We start from the raw sequence: 13,727 nt of genomic DNA on the forward strand, positions 1-13,727 counted from the left end.
CATGGGCGATAGTATTCTTTCTCAAGCTGAAATTGATGCGCTGTTGAATGGTGACAGCGAGGTCAAAGACGAACCGACAACCAGTGCTGGCGGCGAAAGTGACATTCGTCCGTACGACCCCAATACCCAACGTCGGGTTGTGCGCGAACGTTTGCAGGCTCTGGAAATCATTAATGAACGTTTTGCCCGCCATTTCCGCATGGGGCTGTTCAACCTGCTGCGCCGTAGCCCGGACATTACCGTCGGGGCGATCCGCATACAGCCGTATCATGAATTTGCCCGCAATCTGCCGGTGCCAACCAACCTGAACCTTATCCACCTGAAACCGCTGCGCGGCACCGGGCTGGTGGTGTTCTCGCCAAGTCTGGTGTTTATCGCCGTGGATAACCTGTTTGGCGGTGATGGTCGCTTCCCGACCAAAGTAGAAGGTCGTGAGTTTACGCATACCGAACAGCGCGTCATCAATCGCATGTTGAAGCTGGCACTTGAAGGCTATAGCGACGCCTGGAAGGCGATTAATCCGCTGGAAGTGGAGTACGTGCGTTCGGAAATGCAGGTGAAATTTACCAATATCACCACCTCGCCGAACGACATTGTGGTTAACACGCCTTTTCATGTCGAAATTGGCAACCTGACCGGCGAATTTAATATCTGCCTGCCATTCAGCATGATCGAGCCGCTACGGGAATTGTTGGTTAACCCGCCGCTGGAAAACTCGCGTAATGAAGATCAGAACTGGCGCGATAACCTGGTGCGTCAGGTGCAGCACTCACAGCTGGAACTGGTCGCCAACTTTGCCGATATATCGCTGCGCCTGTCGCAGATTTTGAAACTGAAACCCGGCGATGTCCTGCCGATAGAAAAACCTGATCGCATCATCGCCCATGTTGACGGCGTTCCGGTACTGACCAGCCAGTACGGCACCATCAACGGTCAGTATGCGTTACGGATAGAACATTTGATTAACCCGATTTTGAATTCTCTGAACGAGGAACAGCCCAAATGAGTGACTTGAATAATCCGGCCGATGACAACAACGGCGCAATGGACGATCTGTGGGCTGAAGCGTTGAGCGAACAAAAATCAACAAGCGGCAAAAGCGCGGCTGAAGCCGTGTTCCAGCAGCTTGGCGGCGGCGACGTCAGTGGAACATTGCAGGATATCGACCTGATTATGGATATTCCGGTTAAGCTGACCGTCGAGCTGGGTCGCACACGTATGACCATCAAAGAGCTGTTGCGCCTGACGCAAGGATCAGTCGTGGCGCTGGACGGTCTGGCGGGCGAACCGTTGGATATTCTGATCAACGGCTATTTAATCGCCCAGGGCGAAGTGGTGGTGGTTGCCGATAAATATGGCGTGCGGATCACCGATATCATTACCCCGTCTGAGCGAATGCGCCGCCTGAGCCGTTAGTGATGAATAACCACGCCACTGTGCAATCTTCCGCGCCGGTTTCCACCGCACCGCTACTTCAGGTGAGCGGCGCACTTATTGCCATTATTGTCCTGATCCTCGCCGCTGCCTGGCTGGTAAAACGGCTGGGATTTGCCCCTAAACGCACTGGCATTAACGGCCTGAAAATTAGCGCCAGCGCCTCGCTGGGCGCGCGTGAACGGGTCGTAGTGGTCGATGTGGAAGATGCGCGGCTGGTACTCGGCGTTACCGCAGGGCAAATCAATTTGCTGCATAAACTTCCCCCTTCTGCGCCAACGGAAGAGATACCACAGGCCGATTTTCAGTCGGTCATGAAAAACTTGCTCAAGCGTAGCGGGAGATCCTGATGCGTCATTTGTTGTCTGTCGCACCGGTCCTTCTCTGGCTGGTTACGCCCCTCACGTTCGCGCAACTGCCTGGTATCACCAGCCAGCCGCTACCTGGTGGAGGACAAAGCTGGTCGCTCCCGGTGCAGACGCTGGTGTTCATCACCTCGTTGACGTTTATTCCGGCGATTTTACTGATGATGACCAGCTTCACCCGCATCATCATTGTTTTTGGTTTATTGCGTAACGCGCTGGGAACGCCCTCCGCACCGCCCAACCAGGTATTGCTGGGGCTGGCGCTGTTTTTGACCTTTTTTATTATGTCTCCGGTGATCGACAAAATTTATGTCGATGCATACCAGCCATTCAGCGAAGAAAAAATCTCCATGCAGGAGGCGCTGGAAAAAGGAGCGCAGCCGCTGCGTGAATTTATGCTACGTCAGACCCGCGAAGCAGATTTAGGGTTGTTTGCCAGACTGGCGAATACTGGCCCGTTGCAGGGACCGGAAGCTGTGCCGATGCGCATTTTGCTCCCGGCCTACGTGACCAGCGAGCTGAAAACCGCATTCCAGATAGGCTTCACGATTTTCATTCCTTTTTTGATTATCGACCTGGTGATTGCCAGCGTTTTGATGGCGTTGGGGATGATGATGGTGCCTCCAGCCACCATTGCGCTGCCCTTTAAACTTATGCTGTTTGTGCTGGTGGATGGCTGGCAATTACTTGTCGGTTCGCTGGCGCAAAGCTTTTACAGCTAGAGAGGCGAAATGACACCCGAATCGGTCATGATGATGGGGACAGAAGCGATGAAAGTCGCGCTGGCGCTGGCTGCCCCGCTGCTGCTGGTGGCGCTGGTCACTGGCCTTATCATTAGCATTTTGCAGGCTGCCACGCAGATTAACGAAATGACGTTGTCGTTTATTCCGAAAATCATCGCCGTATTTATCGCCATTATTATTGCCGGACCGTGGATGCTCAATCTGTTGCTGGATTACGTCCGCACCTTGTTCACTAACCTGCCGTATATCATCGGGTAGCCGTGCTATGTTGCAGGTGACGAGCGATCAATGGCTTTCCTGGTTAAGTCTGTATTTCTGGCCGTTACTGCGCGTGCTGGCGCTCATTTCTACCGCGCCCATTTTGAGTGAACGCAGCGTGCCGAAACGGGTGAAACTGGGTCTCGCAATGATGATCACGTTCGCCATAGCTCCGGCATTACCTGCCAACGATGTTCCCATTTTTTCGTTTTATGCCCTGTGGCTGGCAATGCAGCAGATCCTGATTGGCATTGCGCTTGGCTTTACCATGCAATTTGCCTTTGCCGCTGTACGAACCGCAGGCGAAATTATCGGTCTGCAAATGGGGCTGTCATTTGCGACGTTTGTGGATCCTGGTAGCCATCTCAATATGCCCGTCTTAGCACGCATCATGGATATGCTGGCGCTACTGCTGTTCCTGACATTTAACGGTCATTTATGGTTGATTTCGCTGCTGGTCGATACCTTTCACACCCTGCCGATTGGCGGTGAACCGCTTAACAGCAATGCGTTTCTGGCACTCACCAAAGCGGGAAGTTTGATTTTCCTCAACGGATTTATGCTGGCATTACCGCTTATTACCCTGCTGCTGACGCTGAATCTGGCGCTGGGATTACTTAATCGTATGGCTCCGCAATTATCAATATTCGTTATCGGTTTTCCATTAACTCTGACAGTCGGCATTTCATTAATGGCAGCATTAATGCCGCTAATTGCTCCATTTTGCGAACATTTATTTAGTGAAATTTTTAATTTACTGGCAGATATTATTAGCGAATTTCCAGCAATATGATTCCGTAATGTTTATCGTGTTATCCTAAGGATTATCTGAAAAATAAAATCAGACAACATCTTCCAGGATACTCCTGTAGCGAAATATTTGTTTTAAGCTCACTCACATATCGCAACATTTACTTTAAGACAATTCCAGGCAAATTATACAACACTTTACGGGATAGTAAGTCCGCCTGAAAAATCGCGAGAGTGGCGCATTAGGTGACCCATGTTGTTCCGTTTAGTCATGATGAAATATTCAGGTAAGGGGAATTATCGTTACGCATTGAGTGAGGGTATGCCATGTCAACGATTATTATGGATTTATGTAGTTACACCCGACTAGGTTTAACCGGGTATCTGTTGAGCAGAGGGGTTAAAAAAAGAGAAATCAACGACATCGAAACCGTTGATGACCTTGCCATCGCTTGTGATTCACAGCGCCCTTCAGTGGTGTTTATTAATGAGGACTGTTTTATCCACGATACTTCTAACAGTCAGCGCATCAAGCACATCATTAATCAACATCCCAATACGTTATTTATCGTTTTTATGGCGATTGCCAACGTTCATTTTGATGAATATCTGTTGGTCAGAAAAAATTTATTGATCAGTTCCAAATCGATTAAACCGGAATCTCTCGATGAGATCCTTGGCGATATTCTGAAGAAAGAGACAACGATAACCTCGTTTTTAAATATGCCGACGTTATCATTGAGCCGAACCGAATCGAGTATGTTGCGAATGTGGATGGCAGGTCAGGGAACCATTCAAATCTCCGACCAAATGAATATCAAAGCCAAGACTGTTTCATCGCATAAAGGCAATATTAAACGTAAGATCAAAACGCATAATAAACAGGTTATCTATCATGTCGTCCGACTGACGGATAATGTGACTAATGGTATTTTTGTCAACATGCGCTAACACATTCTGACTGGTGGTTTCCCACCAGTCAGGCTGAATGAAATTACTCTGCTTTCTCCACAAAGATACCGTCCTGATGCCCTGCCTCATTAAAGAACCAGATGCCGAGCGGGTAGTCTTCCAGCGAAACCAGGTACATTGTGCCTTCACTAAACTCCTCAACTGCCAGTACCACGCCAGGACGACGCGGACCGCCATCCGTTTTGACTGTTACCCGATCATTCACCTTCATCGTTTTCCTCCTGTGGCTTTGTGCCAGTGTAGAACAATTTCGTTTTTCTGGCAGCGTCGGGCGCGCACGAGTGCTGATTTTCTCGACGGTCTATACTTAAGAGATGCCTGGCTGACATAACGGTCGGCAGCAACAAATGAGTAACGGTTGCGAGGAAAGATGATGAAGACCGCAAAAGAGTACAGCGATACCGCAAAACGAGAGGTCAGCGTCGATGTCGATGCCCTGCTGGCGGCGATCAATGAAATTAGCGAAAGCGAAGTTCATCGCAGCCAGAGCGATTCAGAACACGTCAGCGTTGATGGGCGTGAATATCATACATGGCGTGAATTAGCAGATGCCTTTGAGCTGGATATCCATGACTTTAGCGTCTCGGAAGTGAACCGCTAAATGTAACATAAAAAAATCCCGACCCTTGTGGGGGTCGGGATGAAACTTGCTTAAGCAAGAAGCACTTAAAAAATTCGTTACACCAGGAAATCTGATGTGTTCATCACCTTATCTGCAATTTTTTTCGCTGACAAGGAAATATTCTCTGCATGAATGATTAATGTCATTAATGAATGGAACTGTGACTTTCGTCACCCCTTACGGGCTCTGCTACGAGCGGGATCGCTCCCGAAAAATGATCAAATACAAATCGTGCTATTTTGAGAAACATCCTGGTAAAGGGAGTGTGCGCTACCATGCTTTCAATTCAACAACCACTGCTGATTTTCACCGATCTCGATGGCACCCTGTTAGATAGTCACAGTTATGACTGGCAGCCTGCCGCTCCCTGGTTAAACCGTTTACGGGAAGCAGGCGTGCCTGTGATTCTCTGTAGCAGTAAAACGTCGGCGGAAATGCTGTACCTGCAAAAAAACGTAGGGCTACAAGGTTTGCCGCTGATTGCCGAAAACGGCGCGGTGATCCAACTGGATCATCAATGGCAAGATATCGACGGTTTTCCCCGGATCATCTCGGGCATTGCCCATAGTGAAATCAGTCTGGTGTTGAATACGCTGCGCGAGAAAGAACATTTCAAATTCACCACCTTTGATGATGTCGATGATACAACCATTGCGGAATGGACGGGATTAAGCCGCAGCCAGGCGGCGCTGACGCAGTTGCATGAAGCCTCAGTCACGCTCATCTGGCGCGACAGTGACGAGCGGATGGCGCAATTTACCGCTCGTCTGAACGAGCTAGGATTACAGTTTGTACAAGGTGCGCGCTTCTGGCATGTGCTGGATGCCTCTGCCGGAAAAGATCAGGCGGCTAACTGGATCATCGCGATATATCAACAATCAGGTGGAAAACGTCCAACGACGCTCGGCTTAGGCGATGGTCCAAATGATGCCCCCTTACTGGAGGTGATGGATTACGCAGTCATTGTGAAAGGGCTAAACCGGGAAGGTGTTCATCTGCAAAATGAGAACCCTGCCCGGGTCTGGCGAACGCAGCGAGAAGGACCGGAAGGCTGGCGCGAAGGACTGGATCACTTTTTCACCGCTCGTTAAGCGTTATCGCTCGCAAAGACCCGATTACGCCCTGCCTGTTTAGCGAGATAAAGCCGACGGTCGGCCAGCGACTGCAATTGTTCAAAATCATAATCGCCGGTTTCCTCGCTGCTGCTCACCCCCAACGAAGCACTAATGCGAATGGTTTTGCTCTTGGCAATCAACATCTCTTTTTCATTCAGCTTCAGACGAATGCGTTCGGCAACTTCTTTTGCCTGCTCCAGGTTAGCGCCCGGCAGAATCACACAAAACTCCTCGCCGCCAACTCGTCCGGCAACATCCTGGGCTCGCAATGAACGGCTAATTAATCCGGCGGCATGTGACAACACACGATCGCCCGCCTGGTGACCAAAACGGTCATTAATCGCTTTAAAATGGTCAAGGTCGACCTGAATAACAGAAAAAGGATGCTTATGTGTCTGGCACAATTTAGCAAGCGGGCGCGCTTTTTCGAACAGTGCTCCACGGTTATACATGCGGGTTAAGGTGTCGTGCCACGCCTGCCATTGCAGCGAACTTTGCAGGACAAACATATTGCTTACCATCTGGCGGATCACATACCAGGAGATAAGTAGCATAGTGGTGAAAAGCGCCCACAACAGGGTTAATGCAATGCTTATGCTGCCGAAATCTCCACGTACGCCTTCACTAAGCGTATGGATACGCACTAATACGCCATCGAAATGATCCAGCCGTTCCCAGCTAACATAGCGGCTGTTCATCCGAATACCACCGCGCGTATCGTGTTCAATGTCCTGCGCAAGTGATGCCAGTTCACGAGGGTCAAAGAGATCTTCGCCAGGATGGTCCGGGTTGGACGAGGTCAATAATTTCAGTTTGCTGTCATAGAGTTGATATTCGCCATCGAGATTTTTATCGATAGCATTCTGTAAAAATTGCTGCATTGAACGCACGGGAATACTCATCCCCAATACGCCATACCAGTAATTATTATTATCGACCGGCACGCTTACAGTGACCTGTGGCTCTGTAGCATTGTTATGCTCATGCTGAGAGGTAAACCAACGCACCGCGCGTTGACGGTTTTCTCGTTGTGAATGACCGATAAACCAAGGTTGGGTGACAAATTCGTAGTAACGCCCAGGCACATTGCGAATAAATAGCGTCGGCTGCGTTGAAACGTAAAATCCGGCGCGCGAGACATACATCGCCTGTTCAACCATTGATGAGGAGTTGTGCGCCAGGCGTAGTAAGTAACCGACTTCCAGCGCGGCGGTAATTTCATTATCCAGGGATTCATTTTCGCGGGAAAGCAGACTCCCCTCGCTGACTAATGCATCCGAAACGCCGTTTACTGGCAAGGTGCGCCGTCTGTTGAGTTCTATCTGCCAGGCATGTTCATCGCGACGTTGTTCAAACTCGGTAACGGCATTGCGCAGAGAAGTGAAATCGAGCGGCGCAACGAGAGCTTCACGCATCCCGTTACGTAAAAACAATAATTTATCAACGTTATATTGCAGTTGTTTATCAAGCGCGTTGGCAACATTTTCCAGATGGTTACGCTGGCTTGAAATATAGGCATCTTCCAGAACCACCACTTCACGCCAGGTGAGTAACGTTGAGAAGATCAACACCACAATAAAGCAGAGATTAACGACATGACCAGGCCCCAGGCGGCGCGCGAGTTTTTTCAGCCAGCTCTGGTTTTCCATTTCTGTCTCGTGCTGCACCCTGACGACTCCCAACCTGCTTTCTTATGATTCTGGCATAACCTGGCGATAACGTACCGCCAAACAGCAATAATTTTATAATGTTGCCATGATAAGACGCATCAGACATTCAATGCAGACGCTGCACAACAGCCGGATGCGGCATGAAAGCCTTATCCGGACTGGTGTTAATTATACGCTTTCAGGCTTCTTCCGGCGAACGACGCATCTCCCCCGGAACAAGCTCAGTTTCATGAAAGGCTTCCCGTTTGACACCGTAACCGTCATACCAGCGACACTCAACCATGCCGCTGGAATACCCAGTAACAATCATCTTCGGGCCGCCCTCTTTGACCGTCACTTCCTCACTAACCACAAAGCTCATACTCGCCTCCTTTTTTCGAGTGAAACTTGTTCACCTTAGTCGAGAATGGCGAATTTTGCATAATAGCCAATGAGAATATTAATGTGCCTGACCGCGCAATTTTGCTATCGTTTTCACTCCCAACACGACGATACCACCGATGATAAAACCAAGAATCAGATTTAAAACAGTCGGTAATATCATTGCGACCAGTGCACTCTGCTGCCCGGCGAAATGTTCAATCGCATGATGCAGTGGCGCGATACCATGTATCACAATGCCGCCGCCAACCAGGAACATCGCCAGTGTGCCGACGATCGATAACGCTTTCATCAGCCAGGGGGCGATAATCAATAGCCCCTTACCCAATGCTTGCATAACCGTACTGGATTTTTCCGCCAGCCAGTAGCCCAGATCATCAATCTTAACGATGATACCCACCAGACCATAAACCCCCACGGTAACCACCAGTGCGATCCCTGAAAGTACCAGCACCTGATTAAGCAGCGGCGCTTCCGCCACAATCCCCAGCGTGATAGCGACGATTTCCGCAGACAAAATAAAATCGGTACGAATCGCCCCTTTTATTTTGTCCTTTTCAAACTTCAGCGGATCTTGCGCCGCCAGCGCCTCCAGACGCTGCTGACTCTGCGCCGGATCATCTTTGTGCTTACGCGCCTCCAGCATATGCAGCACCTTCTCTACCCCTTCAAAGCAGAGAAATGCGCCGCCAATCATCAGCAGTGGCGTAATCGCCCACGGGATAAAAGCACTGATGATCAGCGCCAGCGGCACCAGAATCACTTTGTTGATAAGCGATCCCTTCGCTACGCCCCAGACCACGGGCAACTCCCGATTGGCACGCACACCTGAAACTTGCTGCGCATTGAGCGACAAGTCATCCCCTAATACACCAGCGGTTTTCTTCGCCGCCAGCTTGCCCATCACGGAGATATCGTCCAGCAAAGTGGCGATATCATCGAGCAATGTCAGTAAACTACTCCCGGCCAAAAGCATTCCCTCTCATTTTTATCGTTGACGCGCTAAGTATGAAGCAAAATCAGCCCGGCTGATACTTGCTTCACAGGTCAACATTTTTTTAACAATCAAACGCAATTATATCTCTCGCCAGCGAAATGATTTTCACGTTTACTATGAACCGGCTTTTTATTTCCATCGTGAGGGATTATGCGTTTCCGCCAGTTGTTACCGCTTTTTGGCGCGCTGTTTGCGTTGTATATCATTTGGGGCTCAACCTATTTTGTCATTCGGATTGGGGTTGAAAGCTGGCCACCGTTAATGATGGCGGGCGTGCGGTTTCTGGCTGCCGGTATTTTATTAATGGCCTTTTTACTGCTGCGTGGGCACAAACTGCCGCCACTGCGTCCTCTGCTTAATGCCGCGTTGATTGGTTTATTACTGCTTGCTGTCGGTAACGGTATGGTAACGGTGGCTGAGCATCAAAATGTTCCCTCCGGCATTGCCGCCGTAGTGGTGGCAACAGTACCTCTCTTTACTCTCTGTTTCAGCCGCCTGTTTGGCATTAAAACGCGCAAGCTGGAATGGGTGGGTATCGCCATTGGGCTTGCCGGAATCATCATGCTCAATAGCGGCGGTAATTTAAGCGGCAATCCGTGGGGCGCGATTCTGATTTTGATCGGTTCTGTGAGTTGGGCGTTTGGTTCGGTTTATGGCTCGCGCATTACCCTACCAGTAGGGATGATGGCGGGCGCCATTGAGATGCTGGCTGCGGGTGTGGTGTTAATGATCGCGTCGATGATAGCAGGTGAAAAACTGACGGCGCTCCCTTCTCTTTCGGGCTTCCTTGCGGTCGGATATCTGGCGCTGTTCGGCTCGATCATCGCCATCAATGCTTATATGTATTTAATCCGCAATGTCAGCCCGGCTCTGGCTACCAGCTACGCATACGTTAATCCGGTTGTAGCGGTCTTGCTGGGTACAGGGCTGGGTGGCGAAACGCTATCGCGGATTGAATGGCTGGCGCTGGGCGTAATTGTCTTCGCTGTGGTGCTGGTCACGTTGGGAAAATATCTCTTCCCTGCAAAACCCGTTGTCGCGCCAGTCATTCAGGACGCATCACGCGAGTAGATGAATCCCCAGAGTATCGATCTGCGCGCTGGCGCCCTCGCCGCAGATCCACTCTTCCAGACGCTCGGCAAGCGCCGCATCCGTCAACTTCTCCCGTCCGCGTAACGCACACTCCCAGATAATCAATACACGCCAACCCGATTCCTGTAAGCGGCTAATGTCCCGCTTGTCACGCGTTACATTCTTGCCAATCTTCTCCAGCCAGAACTCAGTGCGTGTAGCAGGCACTTTAAACAGATAGCAGTGATGATGATGCCAGAAACAGCCATGCGTAAATATCACACAGCGATACTCATCGAGGACAAAATCCGGGCGTCCTGGCAGACTGGCATCCTGAACACGAAACGCCAGCCCCTGCTCGGTTAATAAGCTGGCGAGACGTTTCTCGATTGCCGTATCGCGCGTGGCAATCGCGCGCATATTTTTGCTACGCGTGGCCTTATCGTGAACGTCGGTCATGTTGTGCCTCTTGCTGACGCAACGCCACCGCCTGTTTGATTTTTGGCTCAAGCAATTTTGCCACTGCAGCAAATACCGGAACTACCACCGAGTTGCCGAACTGGCGATAGGCCTGAGTGTCAGAAACCGGAATGCGAAATTTTGCTTCATGGGGTGCTTCAAAGCCCATCAAACGTGCGCATTCTCGAGGCGTTAACCGACGTGGACGATGTTGCTGATTCTGCGGATCGTCAAAGTCTTTCTCACCTGTCGCCATATCCCAGCCGCGATCGATTAAAATTTCCGCACCATCTTTGTAATAACGGGCAGAAAGCGTACGCGTAACACTCTGTGGGTTGTTCGGATAAACCATTCCGTAACCGAAGCCGTTACCGCGCGCCTGATGCTTTTTCGCATAACGATAGAGGTACTTCCACAGTACCGGTGTCAGGATATATTTCGCTTCGACAACCGGGTCCAGTAACTGCGCCAGCGTAATACGTTGTGCCGGATAGCAGTCACTGATATCCCGCAAGGTGAAATCTGCTTTCAAATTCAGATCGCGACGAAAGCCCACCAGCACGATGCGTTCACGGTGCTGCGGCAGAAAATGTTTGCCATCGATGATTTTCGGATCGTCCGGGCCATTATCTTCGGCATCGGCTACGTCATAGCCCAGTTCATCCAGCGTCTGCATGATGATACGGAATGTTTTGCCCTGGTCGTGGCTTTTCAGGTTTTTGACGTTTTCAAGCACAAATATCGCCGGACGACGGGCATTGATGATACGCACTACATCAAAGAACAGCGTACCCTGGGTATCGCAAGCAAAACCGTGCGCACGACCAAGTGAGTTCTTTTTCGATACGCCAGCCAGTGAAAACGGCTGGCAAGGAAAACCGGCCAATAAAACATCATGTTCAGGAATGTGCTGACGAATATGTTCTGCCGCTGCTTTATCGCTGACGCCCTCTTTATGGCTCAGAGTGATGTCGCGGATATCTTCATTAAAGTGATGCGTCGCCGGGTCGCAATAATGGTTAGCTTTGTAGGTGCGCACCGCATGTTTATTCCACTCGCTGGTAAACACGCACTGACCGCCTATCGATTCAAAACCGCGACGGATGCCACCAATACCGGCAAAGAGATCGATAAAGCGAAACGCATAATGCGGATGATGTGCTGGCGGTTTGGGTAACAACGTTTGCAAATGGGCGAACTCTTTTTCACTCAAACGATGCCACACCGAGTCGTTAGCCAGCGCACGTTTTAAAATCGCCGGACTCCAGTGGTTTTCTCCCACGCCATTAAGTTGCGCTACCAGCGTTTTTACATCATAAATTTGCAGCAGTTTCTCCAGCATTGCCTGTGCGGCATTCCCGGTGCTGTATGAATCGGTTACTGATATATTTTCCTGCATAGATTTAACCGGCCATCTGAGATGGTCGACAGGTTAACATAATTACTTCTGTTTAGGACTACGCGGTCAGTCAGCCGGCGAAAACGCATCAATCACCGCATGATCCACACCTTCATTCTCACCCGCCAGTTCGGCACTGAGCTTAGCCATAAACTCCACCAGAAAACGGGCATTATGTTGTGCCAGCAGTTTACCTTTTGCCGTTTGCATAGTTTGCGGTAGTTTCAGCAACTTCGTCTGGAAATGATCCAGCGCGTAGCGTTTATCATCGAGCGAGCGACGTTGCGCAAACGGATCTTCACCGTCAAACAGCGCCACCCCCAATGAACCTGAAACTGCAAACACGCGCGCCAGACCTATCGCACCTAATGCTTCCAGCCGGTCTGCATCCTGCACGATTTTGGCTTCCACCGTTAAAGGCGTAATTTGCGCGCTGAAACTGTGTGCCGCGATGGCATGGCAAATGGCGTCTATTTTCTCTGGCGGAAAATCAGCAAATTCCGCACTTAAAATGCGACGCGTCTCTTCTGCTGCCAGTAATGAGGAACGCTGCCGTTGCGGATGATTTTTCGCCAGACTCACGACATCATGAAAATAACAGGCGGTTAAAATGACCAGCATATCGACGTCTTCATCTGCCGCCAGTTTCTGCGCTGTCGCCCAGACGCGACGAAAATGACACAGGTCATGAGCCGCGTCCTGGTGTGTATGATGGTTTTTCAACCAACGTTCAAATTGTGCCTGCCAGTGTTGTAAGTTCATACGCGCTCCGCTGCCAAAGGATCGCAACCTTAGCAGTTTTTACTCATAGCGTCTGCTTCGCGCAGGCCGTGGTCGGGTGTACCAGGCAATACCACCTAACAATGCCCCGACCATGGCCATAAATAAAAATCCCACTAACGCACCTAACCACTTTCCCGCAGTTGAACCTAAATCACTTTCAAATCCTGACACGGGAGCATCGGGGATCCGACTCATTACCCAGATGTAACGCGCCATCACCCAGACAAAATAGCCACACCATGTATAGAAAGCCCATAAAGCCAGTTTGCCGCCAGGGCTGCGAGAGAGTCTTTCTTCCATTGTTGTCGAACCATGCTCCATATTAAGTTAAACCGGAAAATTCAGACTTCGTGTTGTTATGTGATAAAGGTCACATTTTTCCACATTAGATGAGCCAGTCAAGACTCACTCATTTTTTGAACAAATAGATGATTTTTGTTCAATGGCAATAATTACTGGAAAAACAGTCATAAAAATTTTTATTTAACTTTGATCGTGGTTTTATTAATTCACTAATTCAATATATTAGCGAGGAATACAATTATACCTTTTTTGTTTTCTGTGTCATGATAACTCCGTTATTAGCCTTTTATCGTCTTGTTTATATTTTTGAGCCGGCATGAAGCCGGCTTTTTTTTATGCCGTTTTATAATGTGCGCAAGATCACACTCGAGTTTTAGCGAAACAATCATTGACTCAATCCATTCT

Annotated in this window: 18 protein-coding genes; 10 read left to right on the top strand and 8 right to left on the bottom strand. The window is 49.7% G+C overall.

Annotated features, from left to right (window positions below; genetic code table 11):
• The first annotated feature begins 1 nt into the window (after position 1).
• The 7 genes from fliM (at position 2) to rcsA (ending at position 4,501) form a co-directional block, all read left to right on the top strand.
• Positions 2-1,006 (top strand): flagellar motor switch protein FliM, encoded by a 1,005-nt coding sequence (fliM, locus tag WES_RS08610; protein ID WP_010346990.1) that lies wholly within the window; start codon positions 2-4, stop codon positions 1,004-1,006.
• Positions 1,003-1,416 (top strand): flagellar motor switch protein FliN, encoded by a 414-nt coding sequence (fliN, locus tag WES_RS08605; RefSeq protein WP_001281689.1) that lies wholly within the window; start codon positions 1,003-1,005, stop codon positions 1,414-1,416. The genes fliM and fliN overlap by 4 nt, the downstream gene beginning before the upstream one ends.
• Before the next feature lie 2 nt (positions 1,417-1,418).
• On the top strand, positions 1,419-1,784 hold the full coding sequence (gene fliO, locus WES_RS08600; protein ID WP_016158462.1) for a flagellar biosynthetic protein FliO: 366 nt from the start codon (positions 1,419-1,421) through the stop codon (positions 1,782-1,784).
• The gene (gene fliP / locus WES_RS08595; RefSeq protein ID WP_016158463.1) at positions 1,784-2,521 is read left to right on the top strand and encodes a flagellar type III secretion system pore protein FliP; all 738 of its coding nucleotides are present in this window, start codon (positions 1,784-1,786) and stop codon (positions 2,519-2,521) included. The genes fliO and fliP overlap by 1 nt, the downstream gene beginning before the upstream one ends.
• Positions 2,522-2,530: 9 nt before the next feature.
• The gene (fliQ, locus tag WES_RS08590; protein WP_000187358.1) at positions 2,531-2,800 is read left to right on the top strand and encodes a flagellar biosynthesis protein FliQ; all 270 of its coding nucleotides are present in this window, start codon (positions 2,531-2,533) and stop codon (positions 2,798-2,800) included.
• Positions 2,801-2,807: 7 nt separating this feature from the next.
• A complete protein-coding gene (fliR, locus tag WES_RS08585) occupies positions 2,808-3,593 on the top strand; it encodes a flagellar biosynthetic protein FliR (RefSeq protein ID WP_000942310.1) in 786 nt (261 codons plus the stop codon).
• Between the two features lie 284 nt (positions 3,594-3,877).
• Positions 3,878-4,501: a transcriptional regulator RcsA gene (gene rcsA, locus WES_RS08580; RefSeq protein WP_016158464.1), complete on the top strand. Its 624-nt coding sequence runs from the start codon at positions 3,878-3,880 to the stop codon at positions 4,499-4,501.
• A gap of 43 nt (positions 4,502-4,544) precedes the next feature.
• Here rcsA and dsrB read toward each other — a convergent pair whose 3' ends face one another.
• The gene (gene dsrB / locus WES_RS08575) at positions 4,545-4,733 is read right to left on the bottom strand and encodes a protein DsrB (RefSeq protein WP_000867217.1); all 189 of its coding nucleotides are present in this window, start codon (positions 4,731-4,733) and stop codon (positions 4,545-4,547) included.
• Between the two features lie 162 nt (positions 4,734-4,895).
• Here dsrB and yodD point away from each other — a divergent pair, with 162 nt between their 5' ends.
• On the top strand, positions 4,896-5,123 hold the full coding sequence (gene yodD / locus WES_RS08570; RefSeq protein WP_010346997.1) for a peroxide/acid resistance protein YodD: 228 nt from the start codon (positions 4,896-4,898) through the stop codon (positions 5,121-5,123).
• A gap of 296 nt (positions 5,124-5,419) precedes the next feature.
• A complete protein-coding gene (locus WES_RS08565; protein ID WP_016158465.1) occupies positions 5,420-6,235 on the top strand; it encodes a mannosyl-3-phosphoglycerate phosphatase-related protein in 816 nt (271 codons plus the stop codon).
• Here WES_RS08565 and dgcQ read toward each other — a convergent pair.
• From dgcQ to WES_RS08550, 3 genes are all read right to left on the bottom strand, one after another.
• Positions 6,232-7,926 (bottom strand): cellulose biosynthesis regulator diguanylate cyclase DgcQ, encoded by a 1,695-nt coding sequence (dgcQ, locus tag WES_RS08560; protein WP_010356097.1) that lies wholly within the window; start codon positions 7,924-7,926, stop codon positions 6,232-6,234. The genes WES_RS08565 and dgcQ overlap by 4 nt on opposite strands.
• Positions 7,927-8,107: 181 nt before the next feature.
• On the bottom strand, positions 8,108-8,290 hold the full coding sequence (locus WES_RS08555; protein ID WP_000011631.1) for a YodC family protein: 183 nt from the start codon (positions 8,288-8,290) through the stop codon (positions 8,108-8,110).
• Positions 8,291-8,368: 78 nt separating this feature from the next.
• Complete coding sequence (locus WES_RS08550; protein ID WP_000922669.1) at positions 8,369-9,286, bottom strand: DUF808 domain-containing protein; 918 nt, start codon at positions 9,284-9,286, stop codon at positions 8,369-8,371.
• Positions 9,287-9,457: 171 nt separating this feature from the next.
• Between WES_RS08550 and yedA the strand changes: the two genes are divergently transcribed.
• Positions 9,458-10,378 carry a drug/metabolite exporter YedA gene (gene yedA, locus WES_RS08545; protein WP_001212254.1) on the top strand — a complete coding sequence of 307 codons (921 nt, stop codon included), beginning with the start codon at positions 9,458-9,460 and terminating at the stop codon, positions 10,376-10,378.
• On the opposite strand, the gene WES_RS08540 is transcribed toward yedA, so the two are convergent.
• From WES_RS08540 to drpB, 4 genes are all read right to left on the bottom strand, one after another.
• Positions 10,367-10,837, bottom strand: coding sequence for a very short patch repair endonuclease (locus WES_RS08540; RefSeq protein ID WP_000132886.1), 471 nt, complete (start codon positions 10,835-10,837; stop codon positions 10,367-10,369). The two genes, yedA and WES_RS08540, sit on opposite strands and share 12 nt — an antisense overlap.
• The gene (dcm, locus tag WES_RS08535; RefSeq protein WP_001157278.1) at positions 10,818-12,236 is read right to left on the bottom strand and encodes a DNA-cytosine methyltransferase; all 1,419 of its coding nucleotides are present in this window, start codon (positions 12,234-12,236) and stop codon (positions 10,818-10,820) included. Before dcm ends, WES_RS08540 begins: the two co-directional genes overlap by 20 nt.
• A 66-nt stretch (positions 12,237-12,302) precedes the next feature.
• Positions 12,303-12,998, bottom strand: a complete 696-nt coding sequence (locus WES_RS08530; protein WP_016158466.1) for a phosphohydrolase — start codon at positions 12,996-12,998, stop codon at positions 12,303-12,305.
• A 39-nt stretch (positions 12,999-13,037) separates the two neighbouring features.
• Positions 13,038-13,319, bottom strand: coding sequence for a cell division protein DrpB (gene drpB, locus WES_RS08525; RefSeq protein WP_016158467.1), 282 nt, complete (start codon positions 13,317-13,319; stop codon positions 13,038-13,040).
• Between the last annotated feature and the right edge of the window lie 408 nt (positions 13,320-13,727).

Origin of the sequence: Escherichia sp. KTE31 (assembly GCF_000407925.1) — a bacterium.
Classification (GTDB): Bacteria; Pseudomonadota; Gammaproteobacteria; order Enterobacterales; family Enterobacteriaceae; genus Escherichia; species Escherichia ruysiae.